Source organism: Pseudomonas sp. W15Feb34, assembly GCF_023127765.1.
Classification (GTDB): Bacteria; Pseudomonadota; Gammaproteobacteria; order Pseudomonadales; family Pseudomonadaceae; genus Aquipseudomonas; species Aquipseudomonas synxantha_A.
In genome coordinates this window covers 345,185-367,510 of sequence record NZ_SPKN01000025.1, presented here as the reverse complement: position 1 = coordinate 367,510, position 22,326 = coordinate 345,185, and the positions used below count along the sequence as shown (strand labels likewise).

Annotated in this window: 21 protein-coding genes; 13 read left to right on the top strand and 8 right to left on the bottom strand. The window is 59.9% G+C overall.

Annotated elements, in window-relative coordinates:
• Positions 1-7: 7 nt before the first annotated feature.
• From E4O97_RS12515 to E4O97_RS12505, 3 genes are all read right to left on the bottom strand, one after another.
• Positions 8-826, bottom strand: coding sequence for a phosphoglycolate phosphatase (locus E4O97_RS12515; protein ID WP_005792030.1), 819 nt, complete (start codon positions 824-826; stop codon positions 8-10).
• On the bottom strand, positions 823-1,497 hold the full coding sequence (gene rpe / locus E4O97_RS12510; RefSeq protein ID WP_078822472.1) for a ribulose-phosphate 3-epimerase: 675 nt from the start codon (positions 1,495-1,497) through the stop codon (positions 823-825). The genes E4O97_RS12515 and rpe overlap by 4 nt, the downstream gene beginning before the upstream one ends.
• Positions 1,498-1,581: 84 nt before the next feature.
• On the bottom strand, positions 1,582-2,730 hold the full coding sequence (locus tag E4O97_RS12505) for an iron-containing alcohol dehydrogenase (protein WP_248161432.1): 1,149 nt from the start codon (positions 2,728-2,730) through the stop codon (positions 1,582-1,584).
• Positions 2,731-2,913: 183 nt separating this feature from the next.
• Here E4O97_RS12505 and E4O97_RS12500 point away from each other — a divergent pair, with 183 nt between their 5' ends.
• Complete coding sequence (locus E4O97_RS12500; protein ID WP_032879192.1) at positions 2,914-3,888, top strand: alpha/beta hydrolase family protein; 975 nt, start codon at positions 2,914-2,916, stop codon at positions 3,886-3,888.
• Between the two features lie 58 nt (positions 3,889-3,946).
• Here E4O97_RS12500 and E4O97_RS12495 read toward each other — a convergent pair whose 3' ends face one another.
• The 3 genes from E4O97_RS12495 to E4O97_RS12485 are packed head-to-tail and all read right to left on the bottom strand — an operon-like array spanning position 3,947 to position 6,412.
• On the bottom strand, positions 3,947-4,714 hold the full coding sequence (locus E4O97_RS12495; RefSeq protein ID WP_248161430.1) for a TerB family tellurite resistance protein: 768 nt from the start codon (positions 4,712-4,714) through the stop codon (positions 3,947-3,949).
• A 1-nt stretch (position 4,715) separates the two neighbouring features.
• Entirely contained in the window at positions 4,716-5,390 is a 675-nt protein-coding gene (gene murU / locus E4O97_RS12490; protein WP_223019017.1) for an N-acetylmuramate alpha-1-phosphate uridylyltransferase MurU, read from the bottom strand.
• Positions 5,387-6,412: a phosphotransferase gene (locus E4O97_RS12485; RefSeq protein WP_216090384.1), complete on the bottom strand. Its 1,026-nt coding sequence runs from the start codon at positions 6,410-6,412 to the stop codon at positions 5,387-5,389. The genes murU and E4O97_RS12485 overlap by 4 nt, the downstream gene beginning before the upstream one ends.
• A 130-nt stretch (positions 6,413-6,542) precedes the next feature.
• Here E4O97_RS12485 and E4O97_RS12480 point away from each other — a divergent pair, with 130 nt between their 5' ends.
• From E4O97_RS12480 to E4O97_RS12430, 11 genes are all read left to right on the top strand, one after another.
• Positions 6,543-9,383 (top strand): LPS-assembly protein LptD, encoded by a 2,841-nt coding sequence (locus tag E4O97_RS12480; RefSeq protein ID WP_122736004.1) that lies wholly within the window; start codon positions 6,543-6,545, stop codon positions 9,381-9,383.
• Positions 9,364-10,698 carry a peptidylprolyl isomerase gene (locus E4O97_RS12475; protein WP_164366076.1) on the top strand — a complete coding sequence of 445 codons (1,335 nt, stop codon included), beginning with the start codon at positions 9,364-9,366 and terminating at the stop codon, positions 10,696-10,698. The genes E4O97_RS12480 and E4O97_RS12475 overlap by 20 nt, the downstream gene beginning before the upstream one ends.
• Positions 10,695-11,684 carry a 4-hydroxythreonine-4-phosphate dehydrogenase PdxA gene (gene pdxA, locus E4O97_RS12470; RefSeq protein WP_248161428.1) on the top strand — a complete coding sequence of 330 codons (990 nt, stop codon included), beginning with the start codon at positions 10,695-10,697 and terminating at the stop codon, positions 11,682-11,684. Before E4O97_RS12475 ends, pdxA begins: the two co-directional genes overlap by 4 nt.
• A complete protein-coding gene (gene rsmA / locus E4O97_RS12465; RefSeq protein ID WP_005792048.1) occupies positions 11,681-12,493 on the top strand; it encodes a 16S rRNA (adenine(1518)-N(6)/adenine(1519)-N(6))-dimethyltransferase RsmA in 813 nt (270 codons plus the stop codon). Before pdxA ends, rsmA begins: the two co-directional genes overlap by 4 nt.
• Before the next feature lie 190 nt (positions 12,494-12,683).
• Positions 12,684-13,064, top strand: a complete 381-nt coding sequence (apaG, locus tag E4O97_RS12460; protein WP_248161426.1) for a Co2+/Mg2+ efflux protein ApaG — start codon at positions 12,684-12,686, stop codon at positions 13,062-13,064.
• On the top strand, positions 13,064-13,915 hold the full coding sequence (locus E4O97_RS12455; RefSeq protein WP_078822480.1) for a symmetrical bis(5'-nucleosyl)-tetraphosphatase: 852 nt from the start codon (positions 13,064-13,066) through the stop codon (positions 13,913-13,915). The genes apaG and E4O97_RS12455 overlap by 1 nt, the downstream gene beginning before the upstream one ends.
• Positions 13,916-13,924: 9 nt before the next feature.
• Positions 13,925-14,254 (top strand): thiosulfate sulfurtransferase GlpE, encoded by a 330-nt coding sequence (gene glpE / locus E4O97_RS12450; RefSeq protein WP_032879179.1) that lies wholly within the window; start codon positions 13,925-13,927, stop codon positions 14,252-14,254.
• A 285-nt stretch (positions 14,255-14,539) separates the two neighbouring features.
• Entirely contained in the window at positions 14,540-16,462 is a 1,923-nt protein-coding gene (locus tag E4O97_RS12445; protein ID WP_003194732.1) for a PrkA family serine protein kinase, read from the top strand.
• A gap of 113 nt (positions 16,463-16,575) precedes the next feature.
• Positions 16,576-17,847, top strand: a complete 1,272-nt coding sequence (locus tag E4O97_RS12440) for a YeaH/YhbH family protein (RefSeq protein WP_122735999.1) — start codon at positions 16,576-16,578, stop codon at positions 17,845-17,847.
• Positions 17,844-19,409 (top strand): SpoVR family protein, encoded by a 1,566-nt coding sequence (locus E4O97_RS12435; RefSeq protein WP_005792056.1) that lies wholly within the window; start codon positions 17,844-17,846, stop codon positions 19,407-19,409. The genes E4O97_RS12440 and E4O97_RS12435 overlap by 4 nt, the downstream gene beginning before the upstream one ends.
• Positions 19,410-19,472: 63 nt before the next feature.
• Positions 19,473-20,705: a multifunctional CCA addition/repair protein gene (locus E4O97_RS12430; protein ID WP_248161425.1), complete on the top strand. Its 1,233-nt coding sequence runs from the start codon at positions 19,473-19,475 to the stop codon at positions 20,703-20,705.
• A gap of 114 nt (positions 20,706-20,819) precedes the next feature.
• On the opposite strand, the gene folK is transcribed toward E4O97_RS12430, so the two are convergent.
• Both folK and folB read right to left on the bottom strand, forming a co-directional pair.
• Entirely contained in the window at positions 20,820-21,338 is a 519-nt protein-coding gene (gene folK / locus E4O97_RS12425) for a 2-amino-4-hydroxy-6-hydroxymethyldihydropteridine diphosphokinase (protein WP_032879174.1), read from the bottom strand.
• Positions 21,329-21,682 carry a dihydroneopterin aldolase gene (gene folB, locus E4O97_RS12420; protein WP_032879173.1) on the bottom strand — a complete coding sequence of 118 codons (354 nt, stop codon included), beginning with the start codon at positions 21,680-21,682 and terminating at the stop codon, positions 21,329-21,331. The genes folK and folB overlap by 10 nt, the downstream gene beginning before the upstream one ends.
• Positions 21,683-21,756: 74 nt before the next feature.
• Here folB and plsY point away from each other — a divergent pair, with 74 nt between their 5' ends.
• Entirely contained in the window at positions 21,757-22,326 is a 570-nt protein-coding gene (gene plsY / locus E4O97_RS12415; protein WP_078822482.1) for a glycerol-3-phosphate 1-O-acyltransferase PlsY, read from the top strand.

Here is a 22,326-nt window from a genome sequence, read left to right as displayed (position 1 = left end):
GAATCAGTCAGGCGCGCCAACGCCAGCGGGCCAGGGCCTTGATGACTTTCATCCAGAGTTTGCGAGTGACCACCACGATGGCGTTTCCAGAAGGGGACGGATCAATGTCGGGCAACGTTATCTCAGCGCCCGCTCCCAGGCAACCGGGGATTAGCAGGCGCAGATCATCAATCACCAGCGCCGGCGACTCTTCGGCAATCGGGCGCCCGTGGTTGTAGCCGTAGCTCAAGGCTACGCACTGCACGCCTGCAGCTTTTGCCGCCAGTACATCACTGCGCGAATCGCCGACAAACAATGACTGGGACGCCGGGATATTCGCCATTTTCATCACAAAGAACAGTGCAGCCGGGTCAGGCTTTTTCTGCGGCAAGGTATCGCCACCGATGATCCAGCGAAAATAACGGCCGATTTTCATCTGGTCCAACAGCGGCGCGACAAAGCGCTCCGGCTTGTTGGTGATCAAGGCCATTTCCACGCCCTGCTTGCTCAGCCATTTGAGAGTGTCACGCACGCCGGGGTAGACCACGGTGAGTTCGTGGCCGTTTTCGTACGCGACATTGAATAATTCCAGAGCGTGCTCGGCTTCCACCTCATCGACACCCGAAGCGTCGATATTGTTGGCCAGGGCCCGGCGCACCAGCATCGGCGCGCCATTGCCGACCCACTCGCGCACCGACTCGATCCCCGCCGGCTTGCGCCCCAGTTTGAGCAGCATCTGGTCCACCGCCGCTGCCAGGTCAGGCACCGAGTCGATCAGCGTACCGTCCAGATCGAACATCACCAGCCGTGGCAGCTTGCCGGGGAACAGCTGCTCGAAGCCGCTCATGGACGCGTCAGCGCCAGTTCGGCACGCATCGTGTCGATGACGGCTTGGTAGTCCGGTGCGTTGAAGATCGCCGAGCCTGCCACGAAGGTATCGGCGCCGGCGGCAGCGATTTCACGAATATTGTTGACGTTGACGCCGCCGTCGATCTCCAGGCGGATATCGCGCCCTGAGGCGTCGATCAGCGCTCGCGCTTCACGCAGCTTGTTCAGGGTGCCCGGGATGAATTTCTGCCCGCCGAAACCTGGGTTGACGCTCATCAGCAGCACCATGTCGACCTTGTCCATCACGTACTCAAGCACGTTCAGCGGAGTGGCTGGGTTGAACACCAGGCCCGCCTTGCAGCCGCCTTCGCGGATCAGTTGCAGGGTGCGGTCGACGTGCAGCGTGGCTTCCGGGTGGAAGGTAATGTAGGTCGCGCCGGCCTCGATGAAGTCACCGACGATGCGGTCCACGGGGCTGACCATCAGGTGGGCGTCGATCGGCGCGGTGATGCCGTATTTGCGCAGCGCTGCGCAGACCATCGGGCCTATGGTCAGGTTGGGTACGTAGTGGTTGTCCATGACATCGAAGTGCACGAAGTCGGCACCCGCGGCCAACACCTTGTCCACTTCCTCACCCAGGCGGGCGAAGTCGGCGGAGAGAATCGATGGAGCAATGACGAAGGGCTGCATGACGCACCTTTTTTGAGCTAAATCACGATGGCGCGCATTGTATACCTCATGCTTTGCTGCGCGCACCGTGACCTACCTCAATGGTTAGTAAGCCGCCCGGTAGATTTTCTCGATATCGGCCGCGCTGAGCTGACGCGGGTTATTGCGCATCAGACGCTCAATGCCCGCAGCTTCCGTGGCCATGGCCGCAATGGCGTCTTCGGGCACCCCGAAACTGCGCAGCCCGGCGGGGATCTCGACGGCGGCGCATAGTCGCGTCATTGCCTCCACGGCCTGGTCGGCAGCCTCGTTGACACTCAGCCCCGTCACATTCACGCCCATGGCTTGGGCAATATCCTGCATACGTTCGACGCAGGCCAACTTGTTCCAATGCATGACGTACGGCAGCAACAGCGCATTGCTCACACCATGGGCAATATTGAAACGCCCGCCCAACGGGTAAGCCAGCGCATGCACGGCACCGACTCCGGCATTCCCGAATGCCATGCCGGCCATGAGACTGGCGGTCGCCATGTCATCACGGGCCTGCAGGTTGGCCGAGTTGGCGTAAGCCTTGGGCAGCGCGTTGGCAATCAGCTTGATGGCGCCGATGGCCAGGGCGTCGGTGATCGGCGAGGCGTTCAGTGACAGATAGGACTCAATGGCATGCACCAAGGCGTCCACACCACTGGCCGCGGTGACACTGCGCGGGCAGGTCAGAGTCATTTGCGGGCTGATCAGCGCGACATCCGGCAGCAGGTAGTCGCTGACGATGCCTTTTTTCAGCTGTGCGGCCTTGTCGGAGAGGATCGCCACATTGGTCACCTCCGAACCGGTGCCCGCCGTGGTCGGGATGGCGATCAGCGGCGGGCCCTTGCGCGGCACCTGGTCGACCCCGAACAAATCCGCCAGCGCACCGTGGTAGCCGGCATACGCCGCCACGCTCTTGGCGATATCGATGGCGCTGCCGCCGCCCACACCAATGAGGCCGTCATGCCCGCCTTCGCGGTACGCACGCATGCAGTCTTCGACGATGGCGATTTCCGGGTCGGGCAGTACGCGATCGAAGATTTCGTAAGCACGATCGCCCAGCTGTTCGAGGGCCAGGGCCACGGTGCCAGACTTGACCAGGGCCGCATCAGTAACGATCAGCGGGTTATCCACGTCCAGCCGGGTCAGTTCCGCGGCCAATTGCTCGATGGCGCCCGCGCCGGTCAGCAGTTTATGGGCGATCTTGAATGAGGAAGTACTCATGTGCGCGGCCTCTTATGAATGATGGGCTGGCACAAGAATAGCTGCCCATCGCGTGTTGTCTGCCATTCACTGGTTGAATGGTCATCGCCGATAACCTGCTGGCAGAAAACCACGCCCCACATCACTGACAAATACTGACCAACCCATTAGGCTGCTCACATCACTTATGGCCGGAAATTAACGATGCTTTTTCTCCACCGTTCGGCACTGCCAACGTTGTGCCTGTCGCTACTATGTGCCAGCGCCCTGCCTGCTCACGCCGCCGACGCGCCCGCGCCCGCTGCCGAAAAACCTGCTGAGCGCCAACCTCTGCCCGAGCGCAGCCAGTCGCAAGCCAGCGCTCTGGAGCGCCAGATTCCGCAACCGGAACAACAACAGCTGCAAGCCGGTAGCGATTCGTTCCTGGCCCTTTGGAAACCCGCCAACGGCGCAGAGGCCGAAGGTGTGGTGATTATCGTACCGGGCGCCGGGGAGAACGCCGACTGGCCGCAAGCAATCGCCCCCTTGCGGCGCAAGTTACCGGATGCGGCCTGGGGCACCTTGAGCCTGTCACTGCCGGACGTAAATGTAGACACCTTGCCGCCACGGGTCATCGAACCGCCAAAAGCTGCGGTCGACACCAGCAGCAAGGACGGCAGCACGGCTGCCAAACCTGTCGAACAGGCCGCCAGCGCCGAGGCCGAAGGTACTGATCCGGCGGTGGTGCCGGATGCGGATGAACAGGACAAGACCGACGCCAAGCGCATCTTCGACCGCATCGACGCCGCCGTCGCCTTCGCCCAGACCCAAAGCGCCCGCAGTGTGGTGCTGCTCGGCCACGGCACCGGTGCCTGGTGGGCCGCACGTTACCTGAGCGAGAAACAGCCATCCCAGGTGCAGAAGCTGATCATGGTGGCCGGGAAGACGCCGGCGGCTCGCCAACCGGACCTGCAACAACTGGCGCCGAGCTTGAAGGTGCCCACGGCGGATGTGTTTTATCAAGACACACCCCAGGAACGCAAAAACGCGCAGGAGCGTATCCAGGCGGCCAAGCGCTCGAAGAATGACGGTTACAAGCAGGTATCGCTCACGGCGTTGCCCGGCAATAGCGCAGCAGAGCAGGAACAGTTGTATCGGCGGGTTCGCGGATGGCTCAGCCCGCAGGGCGGCGCAGACTGATCATGTCTTCGAACCTGTTGCAGAAACAATGTGGGAGGGGCCTCTCAGGCCGATAGCCTCAGCGAAAATCCCGACGCTCGCGAATCAACGCGTAAGCGTTATGCAGCTCCCGGGTGCGTTCGGTGGCTTCACGCACTTGTGCAGGGCTGGCGCCCGTGCCGGCGATCTTGTCCGGGTGGTGGCGGCTGAGGAGGCGACGGTAGGCGCGTTTGATCACCGAGGGCTCAGTGGTCGTCGTCACACCCAGAACCCGCAACGCCTCCTGATAGGCTCCACCACGATTGGCCAGCGGCTTACGCTGCGGCGCGTAATCGGTTGCCAGTGCCTGGAGTTGTTGCGGCGTCCAGCCCAGCCATTTGCCCCACAGGTCGATCAGGTCGCGCTCGGCGTCATCCGCCCGCCCGTCCGCCCAGGCCATGCGCCAACAGGCACGTAGCACGCCTTCCGCCGCATGGGGTTGCGCCTTGAGCACACGCAGGTAGCTGCGCACACGGTCGCTGCCAGACTTGCCCCGGTTGAAGGCGCTGATAGCGCGACGCTGGGCCGGCTCGGACATATCCAAGGCGCGCATCTCCTGACGCGCCTGCTGGATATGCCCATCCACAACCCGGCCGTTACTCTTGGCCAACCGCCCCAACAGCACAAACAACAGTTCGTCGTTGCGCAACGCCGGGCGCCCGCCCAGGCGTTCGCGCAACTGCGCCCAACTGTGCAGTTGCAGGCGACGATCCAGCGCCTGCCCCAGCAATGCACCCAACAAGCCCCCCGGAATACTGGCAATGGCAAAGCCAGCCCCGGCGCCGATCAGCGTCCCTGGCCACAACATCCTACTGCTCCGCTGTCAGCAAGGTTTCGACTTGCGCCAGACGCTCCAGCGTCCCGACATCCACCCAGCGTCCCGTCATGTGCTCCCCCGTTACCAGACCTTTAGCCATGGCCGCACGCAACAGCGGCGCCAACTTGAAGGCACCGGCGCTGCAACCCGCGAACAATTTGGGGTCGAGCACTGAAATGCCACTGAAGGTCAGGTTATCGGCACCGGGCGCGGCATCATGAAGCAGACCTTTATCCAGGTAGAAATCCCCGCCTGACGGGTGGTGCTCAGGGTTGTCGACCATCACCAAGTGCGCCAGGCCCTGGATCGGCTGCCCGAGGCGGGTAAAATCGTAGTCAGTCCAGATATCGCCATTGACCACCAGGAAGGGGTCATCCCCCAGCAGCGGCAACGCCTGGAATATCCCGCCCCCCGTTTCCAGCGGCTCCCCCTCCGGCGAGTAGCGGATGCGCAGCCCGAACTGGGCGCCGTCACCCAAGTACTTCTCAATTTGCTGGCCTAGCCAGGCATGATTGATCACGATCTCGGTAAAGCCGGCCTTCGCCAAAGCTTCAAGGTGATACTCGATCAACCGCTTGCCGCCGGCTTGCACCAGCGGCTTGGGCGTATGCAGGGTGAGCGGACGCATGCGCTCGCCCTTGCCCGCCGCAAGGATCATCGCCTTCATACAATGGCCTCGGCGGGCTGGCGCAGGCTGGCGAGCAGTTCGCCCAGGTCGCTCAACTCGGGTCGGTCGGCGAGCACCGCGTCTATATAAGCAAAGAAACGCGGCACGTCGGCCAGGTAGCGCGGTTTGCCGTCACGGTGGCAAATACGCGAAAAAATACCGATGACCTTGAGATGACGCTGCACGCCCATCAGGTCGCTGGCGCGCAGAAAGTCTTCGAAGTCGTCCTGCACCGGGATCCCCAACCGCCCGGCGCGCTGCCAGTAGCCGTGCTGCCATTCACGCACACGCGCCTGGGGCCAACTGAGGAAAGCGTCCTTGAACAGGCAGGTAATGTCGTAAGTCACCGGGCCGTAGACCGCATCCTGAAAGTCCAGTACGCCAGGGTTCGGTTCACTGATCATCAGGTTGCGCGGCATATAGTCGCGATGCACCAGCACCTTGGGCTGCGCCAGGGCACTGTCGATCAATTTTTCGCTGACGCGTTGCCAGAGGGCTTGTTGCTCAGCGTCGAAGTCGATCCCCAGGTGACGGCGCACATACCATTCCGGGAATAATTCAAGCTCGCGACGCAACAAGGCCACGTCGTAGCTGGGCAATGGTGCGTCCATCGGCAATTGCTGGAAAGCCAGCAGCGCATCGATGGCATCGGCAAATAATTGATCGGCATTTTCAGCGTCAATCACATCCAGATAGGTTTTTCTGCCCAGGTCATTGAGCAAAAGAAAGCCACGAGGCAAGTCTTCTGCATAAATTTTTGGCACATTTATTCCTGATTTCGCCAGCAAATGCGCGATATCGACGAAAGGTTTGCAGTTTTCCTGGGGGGGTGGAGCGTCCATTACGACGAACGTATGGGCACCGCCCTCCCACCGGAAGTAACGCCTGAAACTCGCGTCGCTGCTGGCCGCGGTCAATGTGGCCGGGGGTACGGGGCCCCAGTCCTGAGCGTTGAAGAGGATCGGCAACTGCTCATCCAGCCAGACTTCCAGCTGTTGTAAACGTAGATCTTGCTCGGGCATTACAAGGGTCTCCGACGGCGCTAGCCGTCAAGCGGGGCATGCTTTATTATCACGCATCTTTTTCAGACCATCGAGAGGCGTGCGGCCCAAACCGCGGGCAGATGGCACGCAGGAAGCCCGGACTAATAAGATGGCATTGAAATCCCCCGCGTTTCGTAGAAAATTTCCGTTGCTGGTAACCGGCAGTCTGCTGGCCTTGCAACCTTTCGCCACCTCATTCGTGGTCGCCGCGGAACAGTATGACTGCTCAGTCTCTGCTTCGGGTGCCTGGGATTGCGCGCCGAAGACCGCCGCAGCCCCATTGCCACCGCGCCCGGTGCATGACGGTTCTGCCGTCAGCTCGGCCAACGGCACGCCGCAAGGCAAGGCTGGCGGCAGCGTCGACGCCGAGCCCAAGACCGTGCTGGTCACCGAATCCAAGGGCCGTGGCCTGCGCTCGCGCAGCGCCGACTACAGCCACCTGGACTGGGTGCCTCGCGACAAGCTGACTGCAGCGCAGCTGGCCGAGACCGGCCCTTACTGCGGCGGTGCCTACATCGAGCCGACTCGTCCTGGCATGAACGACAAGACGGACAAGAGCGATGCGCCGACCTTCATCGGTGCCAAGGCCTCGCGCTACGAGCAGGAACAGCAGGTCGCCACCCTGGCCGGTGACGTGGTCATGCGCCAGGGCAGCATGCAGCTTGAAGCGGACGAAGCCAGCCTGTACCAGGCCGAGAACCGTGGCGAGCTGAACGGCAAGGTGCGACTGCGCGACAACGGCGCGCTGATCGTGGGCGACCATGCCCAGGTCCAGCTCGACACCGGCGCCGCCCAGATCGACAACGCCGAATACGTGATGCACAAGTCGCGCATTCGCGGTAACGCCCTGTACGCCAAGCGTGCCGAGAACGCGATCATCCGCCTCAAGGACGGTACGTACACCACCTGCGAGCCGGACAGCAACGCCTGGCAGCTCAAGGGCAACAACATCACGTTGAACCCGGCCACCGGTTTCGGTACGGCCACCAACGCGACGTTGCGGGTCAAGAACATCCCGATCCTGTACACCCCGTACATCTACTTCCCGATCGACGACCGTCGTCAATCCGGCTTCCTGCCGCCGAGCTTCAGCACCGGCAGCGAGACTGGCTTCACGCTGGTAACGCCGTACTACTTCAACCTGGCACCGAACTACGATGCCACGTTGTACCCGCAATACATGACCAAGCGCGGCTTGTTGATGGAGGGCGAATTCCGCTACCTGACCAAGTCGAGTGAAGGGCAGTTTGGTGGGGCGTATCTCAATGATGATAGCGACGAGCGGAAGAAGCAGACCGATTACGAAAAAACCCGCTATATGCTCAATTGGCAGCATAAGGGTGGGTTGGATTCGCGTCTGACGACTCAGGTCGATTACACCAAGATCAGTGATCCGTTCTACTTCCAGGACTTGAAGTCGTATCAGGAAGGCATCCAGAGCCAGGACTTCCTGAACCAGCAGGGCTCCGTGACTTATAGTGGTGATAACTATCAAGCTCGCGTGAACCTGCAGTCATATCAACTGGCGACGATTTCGCAGATCACTCCGTATGACCGTTTGCCGCAGATCACCTTCAATGGTCAGCTGCCGTACCATCCGGGGGGGCTCAACTTCTCCTACGAGACTGAAGCCGTAAGATTTGACCGAGACCTTCGAAACGGTAATGTGGTTAACGAAGACGGCGGGCCGTTCAATCCTGATGGCACTATAGGTGAACGACGCCTGGATACCTACGTAAACGGCCTGACCCGTGCAAATGGAACACGCTTGAACGTAGCTCCCGCTGTTGAGTACCCAATGAACTGGAGCTATGGCTTTATTACGCCGAAGCTCAAATACGTCTATACCAAATATGATCTTGACCTGGACAGCAAAGGCAAGGATGACATTGTCGCCGCGCAACTGGCCGCTACCCGGCCCGGTGCAGCCCCTTACGCTGGCGGAGTGTTCAAGAGTTCGCAAGATCGCGCTGTTCCTATCGCGAGCGTAGACAGCGGGTTGTACTTCGACCGCAAAACCAATTGGTTCGGTAAAGACTATAACCAGACCCTTGAGCCGCGGGCGTTCTATCTCTACGTACCGAACAAAGATCAAAGCGATATTCCGGTTTTCGACACCAGTGAATATTCGTTCAGCTATGCCTCTCTATTCCGTGATAACCGCTTCGCCGGTAACGATCGGATCGGTGACGAGAACAAGTTATCCCTAGGCGTAACCAGCCGGTGGATCGAAGAAAATGGCTTCGAACGCCAGCGTGTTTCCGTGGGCCAGGCACTGTACTTCAAGGATCGCGAGGTTCAACTGCCAGGAGTCCTGGCCGCTGACCGAGATGACTCCCGAACAGATGTCTCGCCGATCGCCCTGGAATACGCATTCCGCTTCAACCGCGACTGGCGTGCCACGGCCGATTATAACTGGGACACTGAAAGCCATGCCCCACGCTCTGGCAGTGCGATGTTCCACTACCAGCCAGAAGACAACCCGAACAAGGTCGTCAACCTCGGCTACCGCTATCGCAATGACCAGGTGGTCTACAACCAGCTGACCGGCAAATGGCAGTTCGGTGGTGACTACGGCACTCCGGGTCAAGAGAACTACGTGAAGGATTACTACAAAATCCAGCAACACGACTTCTCGATGATGTGGCCGATCATTCCTCAGTGGAACCTGATCACCCGCTGGCAGTATGACTATGCCCGCAACCGCACCCTGGAAGCCTTCGGTGGTTTCGAGTACGACAACTGCTGCTGGAAACTGCGCGTCATCAATCGCTATTGGGTTTCCAACGACGAATACAGCCAGATCGCCCCGCTTAACGAAAAGGGTGACCACGGGCTCTTCTTCCAGATCGTCCTCAAAGGACTCGGCGGCCTGACCGGCGCCAAGGTAGAGAGCTTCCTCGACAAAGGCATTGAAGGTTATCGTGAACGTGAAGACAAAGCTTTCTGAGTGTTTGCGCCCGCTAGTGCTGGGCGCGCTGTTCCTGGGTACTGTTTCGGCACACGCCGCGGTTCAACAGCTGGATAAAGTAGCGGCCATTGTCGACAACGACGTGATCATGCAGAGCCAGCTGGACCAACGGGTCAAGGAAGTTCAGCAAACCATCGCCAAGCGTGGCGGTGGTGTGCCGCCGACCAGCGTCCTGGAACCCCAGGTGCTGGAACGCCTGATCGTTGAAAACCTGCAACTGCAGATCGGCGAACGTTCCGGCATCCGGATTTCGGACGAAGAACTGAACCAGGCCGTCGGCACCATCGCTCAGCGCAACAATATGAGCATTGATCAGTTCCGCGCCGCGCTGGCCCACGATGGCCTGTCCTATGAGGACGCCCGCGACCAGATCAAGCGCGAGATGATCATCAGCCGTGTGCGCCAGCGCCGTGTGGCCGAGCGGGTCCAGGTATCGGAGCAGGAAGTGAAGAACTTCCTGGCTTCGGACCTTGGCAAGATGCAGCTCTCCGAGGAGCTGCACCTGGCCAATATCCTGATCCCGACGCCAGACAGCGCCAGCGCCGAACAACTGAATGCGGCGGCTGCCAAGACTCAAGCGGTGTACGACCGCCTGAAAGCCGGTGCTGACTTTGCCCAGACCGCCATTGCCGTCTCCGGCAGCGATAACGCACTGGACGGCGGTGACATGGGCTGGCGTAAAGCCGCACAGTTGCCACCTCCGTTTGATCGCGAGCTGAGCTCCATGGAAGTCGGCGGCATCACCCAACCGGCACGTACCCCAGGTGGCTTCATTATCCTCAAGCTGCTGGGCAAGCGCGGCGGCGAGACCTCGCTGAAAGACGAAGTACACGTTCGTCACATTCTGGTCAAACCAAGCGAAATCCGTACCGAGGCACAAACCAAGGAACTGGCGCAGAAGATCTACGACCGCATCGAAAGCGGTGAAGACTTCGCCACCCTGGCCAAAAGTTTCTCGGAAGACCCAGGTTCTGCCCTTAACGGCGGTGACTTGAACTGGATCGACCCGAAAGCCCTGGTGCCCGAGTTCCAACAGGTCATGGCCGACACGCCACAAGGCGTATTGTCCAAGCCGTTCAAGACTCAATACGGCTGGCATGTGCTGGAAGTCCTTGGCCGTCGCGCCACCGACAACACCAACCAGGCCCGCGAGCAGCAAGCCCTCACCGTGCTGCGTAACCGCAAATACGACGAAGAGCTGCAAACCTGGTTGCGTCAGATCCGTGACGAAGCCTACGTAGAGAACAAGCTGCCAGGCGCCGAGCAAACAGGCACCGACCAGGCAGCCCAGTGAAACCCCAGCGTTTCGCGGTGACACCCGGCGAGCCGGCCGGCATTGGTCCAGACCTGTGCCTGCTGCTCGCCTCGCAACCTCAGCCACACCCCCTGATTGCCATTACCAGCCGCGACCTGCTCCTTGAGCGGGCCGCGCAGTTGGGCGTGGCTGTCAACTTGCTGGAAGTGGCACCGGGCAATTGGCCGGACCTGCCCGCCCCGGCCGGCAGCCTGTATGTATGGGACACCCCTTTACAGGCCAAGGTGGTCGCCGGGCAACTGAACAAGGCCAATGCAGCCTTTGTGCTGGAAACCCTGACACGCGCCGGGCAAGGCTGCATCGACGGCGACTTTGCCGGCATGATCACCGCGCCCGTGCATAAAGGCGTGATCAACGAATCCGGCATCGCGTTTTCCGGCCATACCGAATTTCTGGCCGAGCTGACCCATACCGAACAGGTCGTGATGATGCTGGCGACCCGTGGCCTGCGTGTTGCGCTGGTGACCACACATCTGCCACTGCGCGATATTGCCGACGTCATCACCGCCGAGCGCATAGAGCGCGTCACGCGCATCCTGCATGACGACCTGCAACATAAATTCGGCATTGCCCGACCGCGTATCCTGGTCTGCGGGCTAAACCCCCATGCCGGTGAAGGCGGCCACTTGGGCCATGAAGAAATCGACATCATTGAACCGACATTAGAGCGCCTGCGCCAAGAAGGCATGGACCTGCGCGGCCCATTGCCTGCAGACACTCTGTTTACCCCCAAATATCTGGAGCACTGCGACGCAGTGCTGGCGATGTACCACGACCAGGGGCTGCCCGTGCTGAAGTACAAAGGCTTCGGTGCTGCAGTCAACGTGACACTGGGCCTGCCGATCATCCGCACCTCCGTCGACCATGGCACTGCCCTGGACCTGGCGGGCAGCGGCAAGATCGATACCGGCAGCCTGCACGTAGCCCTGGAAACCGCCTATCAGATGGCCGAGACCCGTATATGACTGAGCATTACCAACACCGGGCGCGCAAGCGCTTCGGACAGAACTTCCTGCACGACGCGGGCGTGATCGACCGCATCCTGCGCTCCATCCACGCCAAGCCAGAAGACCGCCTGCTGGAAATCGGCCCGGGCCAGGGCGCGCTGACCCAAGGCCTGCTTGCCAGCGGCGGGCAACTGGACGTGGTGGAACTGGACAAGGACCTGATCCCGATCCTGAACCAGCAGTTCGCCGGCAAGCCCAACTTCAACCTGCACCAGGGTGATGCGCTGAAGTTCGACTTCAATAGCCTGAATGCCGCCCCCAATAGCCTGCGGGTGGTGGGCAACCTGCCGTACAACATCTCCACACCGCTGATTTTCCACCTGCTGAACAACGCCGGGATCATCCGCGACATGCACTTCATGCTGCAGAAGGAAGTGGTGGAGCGCCTGGCCGCAGGCCCTGGCGGTGGCGATTGGGGCCGTTTGTCGATCATGGTCCAGTATCATTGCCGCGTGGAGCACCTGTTCAACGTCGGCCCGGGCGCGTTCAACCCGCCGCCGAAGGTTGATTCAGCCATCGTACGCCTGGTGCCGCATGCCGTGCTGCCCCACCCAGCCAAGGATCACAAGCTGCTGGAGCGCGTTGTGCGTGAAGCGTTCAACCAACGCCGCAAGACGCTGCGCAACACGCTCAAGGCCCTGCTGAGCAACGCTGAAATCGAAGCTGCCGGTGTCGATGGCAGCCTGCGCCCCGAACAGCTGGACTTGGCCGCGTTCGTACGCCTGGCTGACCAACTGGCGATTCAGCCAGCTCCGACAGAAGGATAAGGCTCAACGCGATCCAATGTGGGAGGGGGCTTGCTCCCGATAGGGGAGTATCAGTGGATACATTTTCAACTGACACATCGCTATCGGGAGCAAGCCCCCTCCCACATTTGGATCACGTATCTGGCCTAGTGCCCACCTCATGGCCTAGACTGACCCGCATCTGCTGTCCCCTGCTTTTAAGGCCTCTTGCATGTCCGATCCTCGCTATCAGATCGACGTCAGCGTCGTCACCCGCTTCCTGGCGGACCAATCGCAACCCGAACAGAACCGCTTTGCCTTTGCCTACACCGTCACCGTAAAAAACAACGGGTTGGTCCCGGCCAAGCTGCTGTCGCGCCACTGGGTCATTACCGATGGCGACGGCCAGGTCGAGGAAGTGCGTGGAGCAGGCGTTGTCGGCCAGCAACCCTTGATCAACAGCGGCGCCAGCCACACCTACAGCAGCAGCACGGTGATGACCTCCAAGGTCGGCACCATGCAGGGCTCGTATCAGATGAAAGCTACCGACGGTCATTTGTTCGACGCAACGATCAAGCCCTTCCGCCTCGCGGTGCCCGGAGCCCTGCACTGATGGCGACGTACGCGGTCGGCGACCTGCAAGGTTGCCTGGAACCTCTCAAGTGCCTGCTCGAGCGCGTAGCCTTTGACCCCGCAAGCGATCGCCTGTGGCTGGTGGGCGACCTCGTCAACCGAGGCCCCCACTCCCTGGAGACCCTGCGCTATCTCTATAGCCTGCGTGACTCGCTGGTATGCGTACTCGGCAACCACGACCTGCACCTGCTCGCGGCCGGCAATAACATCGAGCGCCTGAAAAAGGGCGACACCCTGCGCGAAATCCTCGAAGCGCCGGACCGCGCCGAGTTGCTCGACTGGCTGCGCCGGCAAAAACTCATGCACTACGATGAGGGCCGCAACATGGCCTTGGTGCATGCAGGCATCCCACCTCAGTGGACGCTGAAAAAAGCCCTCAAATGCGCCGCTGAAGTCCAAAGTGCACTGGCCGATGACACCCTGTACACCACCTACCTGGACGGCATGTACGGCAACGAACCGGTGAAGTGGGACAACGACCTCACGGGCGTAACCCGCCTGCGCGTGATCACCAACTACTTTACGCGGATGCGCTTCTGCACCGCTGAAGGCAAGCTGGACCTCAAGAGCAAGGAAGGCGCCGACACCGCGCTACCCGGCTACAAGCCATGGTTCGCCCATAAGGAGCGCAAGACCCGTGATACGAAGATCATCTTTGGTCACTGGGCCGCCCTGGAAGGCAAATGCGACGAACCCGGCGTGTTCGCCCTCGACACCGGCTGCGTATGGGGCGGCGCCATGACCCTGATGAACATCGACACCGGCGAGCGCTTCGGCTGCCAGTGTGAACCCCCTCTTTCCATTACCCAGCCGGCCGCCGCCAAACCATAGGAGCCCGCCATGACCGAATTCAAACGTATCCCTCCCCAAGAAGCCCAAGCGCTGCGCGAGCAAGGCGCGGTGGTCGTCGATATCCGCGACCAGCCTACCTATGCGGCAGCTCATATCCCCGGCGCCAAGCATCTGGACAACGTCAACATCGCCGACTTCATCCGCGCCGCCGACCTCGATGCGCCGCTGATCGTAGCCTGCTACCACGGCAATTCCAGCCAGAGCGCGGCCGCTTACCTGGTCAGCCAGGGCTTCTCCGACGTCTATAGCCTGGACGGCGGCTTTGAGCTGTGGCGTGGGACCTACCCTTCGGAAATTTCCGAAGGCGATTCGCAATAATTTTTTTCACACCCCGCTATCCCGCGTGACGCTTGGGCTTGCGCCGTTTCTGACGAACGGCGCAGCCAAACTAATTGCGCATCGCGCCTTGACCTCCCGGATTCCGAACTATCCTTAAGCGCAGGCCATCCGAATCAGGGGAGAGCCGGTACACCGGCGTACGGGTCATCGGTAGCGTTTCAGGGTGTTCTGGGGGGAAAACAGCCATTGGCGCGTGTCAATGACTGCCAGCATCCGCTGATTGATCCGGCGTCGGCTCCACGTATCGAGCGAGGTGACGACGTCATGAGTATCTTTAGCCACTTCCAACAACGCTTCGCGTCCACGCAGCAGGAAGAACTCACGCTTCAAGAGTATCTCGAGCTGTGCAAGCAAGACCGCAGCACCTATGCCTCTGCCGCCGAACGCCTGCTATTGGCGATCGGCGAGCCGGAGCTGGTGGAAACCGCCAACAATTCGCGCCTGTCGCGAATATTCTCCAACAAGGTGATCCGCCGCTATCCGGCCTTTGAAGACTTCCATGGCATGGAAGAATGCATCGACCAGATCGTCTCCTACTTCCGCCATGCCGCCCAAGGCCTGGAAGAGAAGAAACAGATCCTTTACCTGCTCGGGCCAGTCGGCGGCGGCAAGTCGTCCCTGGCGGAAAAGCTCAAGCAGTTGATCGAGAAGGTGCCCTTCTACGCGATCAAGGGCTCGCCGGTCTTCGAGTCGCCCCTGGGCCTGTTCAACGCCACGGAAGATGGCGCGATTCTCGAAGAAGACTTCGGTATCCCGCGGCGCTACCTCAACACCATCATGTCGCCTTGGGCCACCAAGCGCCTGGCCGAGTTCGGCGGTGATATCAGCCAATTCCGCGTAGTGAAACTCTACCCGTCGATCCTCAACCAGATCGGCGTAGCCAAGACCGAACCGGGCGACGAAAACAACCAGGATATTTCTGCACTGGTGGGCAAGGTCGATATCCGCAAACTCGAAGAATTCCCACAGAACGACGCTGACGCCTACAGCTACTCCGGCGCGCTGTGCCGGGCCAACCAGGGCTTGATGGAGTTCGTGGAGATGTTCAAGGCGCCGATAAAGGTGCTCCACCCACTGCTCACCGCTACCCAGGAAGGCAACTACAACAGCACCGAAGGCCTGGGCGCGATTCCGTTCACCGGGATCCTGCTGGCCCACTCCAATGAATCGGAATGGCACACCTTCCGTAACAACAAGAACAACGAAGCCTTCATCGACCGGATCTATATCGTCAAGGTGCCGTACTGCCTGCGGGTCAGCGATGAGATCAAGATTTACGACAAGCTGCTGTTCAACAGCTCCCTGGCCAAGGCCCACTGCGCACCCGACACGTTGAAGATGCTCGCCCAGTTCACCGTACTGTCGCGCCTCAAGGAGCCGGAGAACTCGAATATCTATTCGAAAATGCGGGTGTATGACGGCGAGAACCTCAAGGACACCGACCCCAAGGCCAAGTCGATCCAGGAGTATCGCGATACAGCGGGCGTCGATGAGGGCATGAATGGCCTGTCGACACGCTTTGCGTTCAAGATCCTGTCCAAAGTCTTCAACTTCGACCCCCACGAGATCGCCGCCAACCCGGTGCATCTGCTGTATGTACTGGAGCAGCAGATCGAACAGGAGCAATTCCAGGCGGAAACCCGCGAACGCTACCTGCGCTTCCTCAAGGAATACCTGGCACCGCGCTACATCGAGTTTATCGGCAAGGAAATCCAGACCGCGTACCTGGAGTCCTACAGCGAGTACGGTCAGAACATCTTCGACCGCTATGTGCTGTACGCCGACTTCTGGATTCAGGACCAGGAGTACCGCGATCCGGAAACCGGCGAAATCCTCAATCGAGTGGCGCTCAACGAAGAGCTTGAGAAGATCGAGAAACCGGCCGGCATCAGCAACCCAAAGGATTTCCGCAACGAAATCGTCAACTTCGTACTGCGCGCCCGTGCCAACAACAATGGCAAGAATCCCACCTGGCTCAGCTACGAGAAGCTGCGGGTGGTCATCGAAAAGAAAATGTTCTCCAACACCGAGGATCTGCTGCCGGTCATCAGCTTCAATGCCAAGGCCAGCAAGGAGGATCAGCAAAAACACAACGACTTCGTCACACGAATGGTCGAGCGCGGCTACACCGACAAACAGGTACGACTGCTCTCCGAGTGGTACTTGCGGGTGCGTAAATCGCAGTAAGGCAGCGACAAGCCAACGCTGCCAGGCATCCGGCCTGGCGGCTGACCGCTTGTCTCTAAGCTTCCAGCTCGCGGCTTGAAGCTTGTAACGTGAAGCTGCCCGGAGGGCTCCCCATGAGCTATGTGATCGACCGACGCCTTAATGGCAAGAACAAGAGCACGGTAAACCGCCAGCGTTTCCTGCGGCGTTACCGTGACCACATCAAAAAGGCCGTAGAAGAAGCCGTCAGCCGCCGCTCCATTACCGACATGGAGCATGGCGAGCAAATCAGCATTCCCGGCCGGGACATTGACGAGCCCGTGCTTCACCACGGGCGCGGCGGCAAACAGACCGTCGTGCACCCCGGCAACAAGGAATTCACCACCGGCGAACACATCCAGCGCCCACAAGGCGGCGGTGGCGGCAAAGGTCCGGGCAAGGCCGGTAATTCCGGCGAAGGCATGGACGAATTCGTGTTCCAGATCACCCAGGAGGAATTTCTCGAATTCATGTTCGAAGACCTGGAGTTGCCCAACCTGGTCAAGCGCAACCTGACCGGCACCGACACGTTCAAGACCGTACGCGCCGGGATCAGCAACGAGGGCAACCCCTCGCGCATCAACATCATCCGCACTTTGCGTTCAGCCCATGCACGACGCATCGCCCTCTCGGGCAGCAGCCGCGCAAAACTGAAGGCGGCCAAGGAAGAGCTGGCGCGTTTGAAGCGTGAAGAACCAGACAACTTCGGCGATATCCAGGAAATCGAGACGGAAATCGAGAAACTCAGCGCACGCATTCACCGCGTCCCGTTCCTCGACACCTTTGACTTGAAATACAACCTGCTGGTCAAGCAACCCAACCCCAGCTCCAAGGCCGTGATGTTCTGCCTGATGGATGTCTCCGGCTCCATGACCCAGGCCACCAAGGACATCGCCAAGCGTTTCTTCATCCTGCTGTACCTGTTCCTGAAACGGAACTACGACAAGATTGACGTAGTTTTTATTCGCCATCACACCAGCGCACGGGAAGTGGATGAAGAAGAGTTTTTTTATTCGCGGGAAACCGGCGGCACCATCGTATCCAGCGCCTTGAAGCTGATGCAGGAAATCATGGCCGAGCGCTACCCTGCCAACGAATGGAACATCTACGCTGCACAAGCTTCGGATGGCGACAATTGGAACGACGATTCGCCGATCTGCCGCGACATTCTGATCAACCAGATCATGCCGTTCGTGCAGTACTACACCTATGTTGAAATCACCCCCCGTGAGCATCAGGCCCTGTGGTTCGAATACGAGCGCATCGGCGAAGCCTTTGCCGACACGTTCGCCCAACAGCAACTGGTCTCGGCCGGCGATATCTATCCGGTCTTCCGTGAACTCTTCCAGCGCAGGTTAGTGACATGACCGCCAAAAAAGAGAACAAGCGCCAACCCCTATCCACTGGCTCCGAGTGGACCTTTGAACTGATCCAGGCCTATGACCGGGAAATCAGCCGTATTGCGGCAGGTTATGCCCTGGACACTTACCCCAACCAGATTGAAGTGATCACCGCTGAGCAAATGATGGATGCCTATGCCTCGGTGGGCATGCCGCTGGGTTATCACCACTGGTCCTATGGCAAACACTTCCTCAGTACCGAAAAGTCCTATACGCGAGGCCAGATGGGCCTGGCCTACGAGATCGTGATCAACTCCGACCCGTGCATCGCCTATCTGATGGAAGAAAACACCATCTGCATGCAGGCGCTGGTGGTGGCTCATGCCTGCTATGGACATAACAGTTTCTTCAAAGGCAACTACCTGTTTCGAACCTGGACCGACGCCAGCTCAATCATCGATTACCTCGTGTTTGCCAAGCAGTACATCATGCAATGCGAAGAACGACACGGCATTGATGCGGTGGAAGACCTGTTGGACTCCTGCCATGCACTGATGAATTACGGGGTCGACCGCTACAAGCGTCCCTATCCGATTTCAGCCGAGGAAGAGCGCCTGCGCCAGAAGGAACGCGAGGAGCACCTGCAGAAACAGATCAACGACCTGTGGCGCACCATTCCCAAGCGCGCCGGCAAAAACAACGACAAGGACAATGCACGCTTCCCCGCCGAACCCCAGGAAAACATCCTGTATTTTCTGGAAAAACACGCCCCGCTGCTGGAGCCTTGGCAACGTGAGATTGTGCGTATCGTGCGCAAGATCGCCCAGTATTTTTATCCGCAGCGTCAAACACAGGTGATGAACGAAGGCTGGGCAACATTCTGGCACTACACGCTGATGAACGACCTGTACGACGAGGGCCTGGTCACGGACGGCTTCATGATGGAGTTCCTCACGTCCCACACCAGCGTAGTCTTCCAACCCGGCTTCGACAGCCCGTATTACAACGGCATCAACCCCTATGCCCTGGGCTTTGCCATGTACCGCGATATCCGTCGCATGTGCGAACACCCCACCGAGGAGGATCGTCGCTGGTTCCCGGAGATCGCTGGCAGCGACTGGTTGTCGACCATCAAGTTCGCCATGAGCAGCTTCAAGGACGAGAGTTTCATCCTGCAGTACCTCTCACCTCAGGTGATTCGTGACCTCAAGCTGTTCAGCATTCTGGATGACGACCTGAAAGACGACCTTGTGGTCCCGGCTATCCATGATGAACCCGGCTACCGCATCATTCGCGAAACCCTGGCCGCCCAATACAACCTGGGCAACCGCGAGCCCAACGTGCAGATCTACAGCATCGATGTGCGCGGCGACCGTTCGCTCACCCTGCGTCATCAGCAACACGACCGTAAGCCGTTGGGCGATTCCACCGAGGAAGTGCTCAAGCACCTGCACCGACTGTGGGGGTTTGACATCCACCTGGAGACCCTGCAAGGCGATCAGGTGATGAAAACCCATCATGTGCCCCCGCGCAGCGATCATAACGACAACGACTACGGCCGCTTGGACATGGCCGTCGTTCATCTCTGAAACAGCAAAGCCTCCATTGCTCAGGCACAGGCGTTATCCTGTGCCGCTAATGGAGGCTTTTTCATGAAAATCTACAAAGTCGGCGGTGCGGTGCGTGATCGCCTGCTGGGCATCAAGGTCACCGATATCGACCGTGTCGTCGTAGGTGCAACCACCGAAGAGATGCTCGCCAAAGGCTATAAGCCCGTAGGGGCCGATTTCCCGGTATTTCTCGATCCGAAAAACGGCGATGAGTACGCCCTCGCCCGCACCGAACGCAAGAGTGGCCGAGGCTACGGTGGTTTTGTGTTTCACGCGAGCCCCGATGTCACGCTGGAGGAAGACCTGATTCGTCGCGACCTGACCATCAATGCCATGGCAGAAGACGATGACGGCACCCTGACCGACCCTTATCACGGCCAACGCGATCTTGAAGCGCGCATTTTGCGTCATGTTTCCCCCGCGTTCGCCGAAGATCCTCTGCGAGTACTGCGCGTCGCCCGCTTTTCCGCACGTTATGCACACCTGGGTTTCAAGGTCGCACCCGAGACGCTGGAATTGATGCGCCAGCTCAGTGAGTCCGGCGAACTGGAGGCCCTTACCCCCGAGCGCAGCTGGAAGGAAATCTCCCGCGCACTGATGGAGGATCAGCCACAGGTTTTCATCCAGGTGCTACGCGACTGCGATGCGCTGAAAACCCTGATGCCGGAGGTAGATGCCCTGTTCGGCGTACCGCAACCCGAAGCCCATCACCCGGAAATAGATACTGGCGTACACACCTTGAGCGTGCTGGAACAAGCTGCATTGCACAAACAGCCGCTGACCGTACGCTGGGCCTGCCTGCTGCACGATTTGGGCAAGGGCCTGACGCCTGTGGATAAGTTGCCGCAGCACATTGCCCATGAGCACCGTGGCTTGAAGCTGATCAAGGCGGTGAACGAACGCTTCAAGGTACCGAGGGATTGCCAGGAACTGGCCTTGCTGGTGGGGCAATTTCATACCCATGGGCATCGAGCGCTGGACCTGAAAGCCTCGACTTTGCTGGAGTTGCTGCAAAGCTTTGACGTGTACCGCCGGCCGCAACGCTTCGAAGAGTTTGTGGTGGCCTGCGAAATGGATGCCCGGGGCCGCAAGGGTCTTGAGCAGCGCAGTTATCCACAGGCGGATTATTTGCGCGGCGCGGCGAAGGCTGCACGCGAAGTACCGGTCGCACCACTGCTGGAAAAAGGTTTCAAAGGCCCCGAGCTGGGAGAAGCGCTCAAGCGCGAACGGCTGAACGCGCTGAAAGCCTACAAGGAACAGCCTTCACCGAAATAACGGCCTTTGTGGCGAAGGAGCTTGCTCCCGCTGGAGTGCGAAGCGCTCCCAAAATAGTGGGGCTGCTGCGCAGCCCAACGGGAGCAAGCTCCCTCGCCACGGCAAGCTCGGCTTCTACAGGAGGGTGTCCGGTGTAAGTTGCTGGCCTTGCCACTCAAAGCCGACAGGCGCCAGCACCTGATCGATCTGCGCATCGCGCCACAGCTCGGCCATTGTCTTGCCAGCCTCAGGGTGAACACGGTCCGGCGCCATCATCGACAGCGGCCACAATACAAAGGCATTTTTCAGAATTTCGGCTCGCGGCAGGATCAATCCATCAAAATCCCCCACCAAGTCGCCATACAACAGCACATCGATATCCAGCGGTAACCCTTTGCGGTCAGGTGCATACCGGCCATTATCGGCCTCGATGAGTTTGAGTCGACGGTCCAGCTCCATCAACGGCAGGTCGGTATAGGCCGACACCACCAGGTTGAAAAACGGCCCGCTCTTGATACCCACCGGCTGGCTCTCGAACACCGCCGAGCAGCGCATCTGCGTCAGGAACCCTGCCAGCGCATCCAGGCCGGCACATAGACGGCTCTCGCGCTCGATGTTGCTGCCAAGCCCGAGGTAAACCTGAGTCAACGACATCCGCGCTCGATCTCCACGCCCACGCCCTTGGCAGCGGGCACCGCGCCTGGCTTGGTCAACTTGAGGTGCAACCAGGGAATCTGGAATTCGCTCATCAGCACTTCGGCCAGGCGCTCGGCAAAGGTTTCCACCAACTGATACTGGGAATGCTCGGCAAAGGCCTGGATACGCGCGGATACACTGGCGTAGTCCAGCGCCAGGGTCAGGTCATCACCCGCGGCGGCCGGGCGATTATCCCAAGCAAAGCTCAGGTCCAGGCGCAGGCATTGACGGATGCCGCGCTCCCAGTCGTAGGCCCCGATCACGGTGTCCACTTCCAGGCCTTCGATAAACACTCTGTCCAAGCACTCTTCTCCGCAGCACGACAAGGGCGCGATGCCCCGTTAGAATCAGGGCGTCCTCGCCCGGAATAGTTAGCATGTTTTGGTCACTGGCGATTTTCGCCTACCTGCTCGGCTCGCTGTCCTTCGCCATTTTGCTCAGCCGCCTGACGGGAAATCCCGATCCGCGAATGAGTGGTTCAGGCAATGCCGGCGCCACCAATATGTTGCGCCTGGCCGGCAAGAAACTTGCCGTCCTGACCCTGCTGGGCGACGTTTGCAAGGGCCTGCTGCCCGTGCTGATCGCCAGTCTCGCCGGTCTTGCCTTGCAACAGCAGGCCTGGGTGGGCATATGCGCCGTCCTCGGTCACCTGTTCCCATTGTACTTCCGCTTTCGCGGTGGCAAGGGTGTCGCCACCGCGGCCGGGATGCTGCTGGGCATCTACCCACCGGCAGCATTGCTGGCCATGCTCGCCTGGCTGCTGACGTTCTACCTGACCCGTACCAGCTCGTTGGCCGCGCTGATTGCCACCCCGCTTACCCTGCCGCTGTTGGCCTGGCAGGCACCGCAGGCGTTACTGCCGATGAGCGTGCTGACACTGCTGATCGTCTGGCGCCACCGCGGCAATCTACGCGACCTGTTTGCCGGGCGCGAACGGCATTTTTAA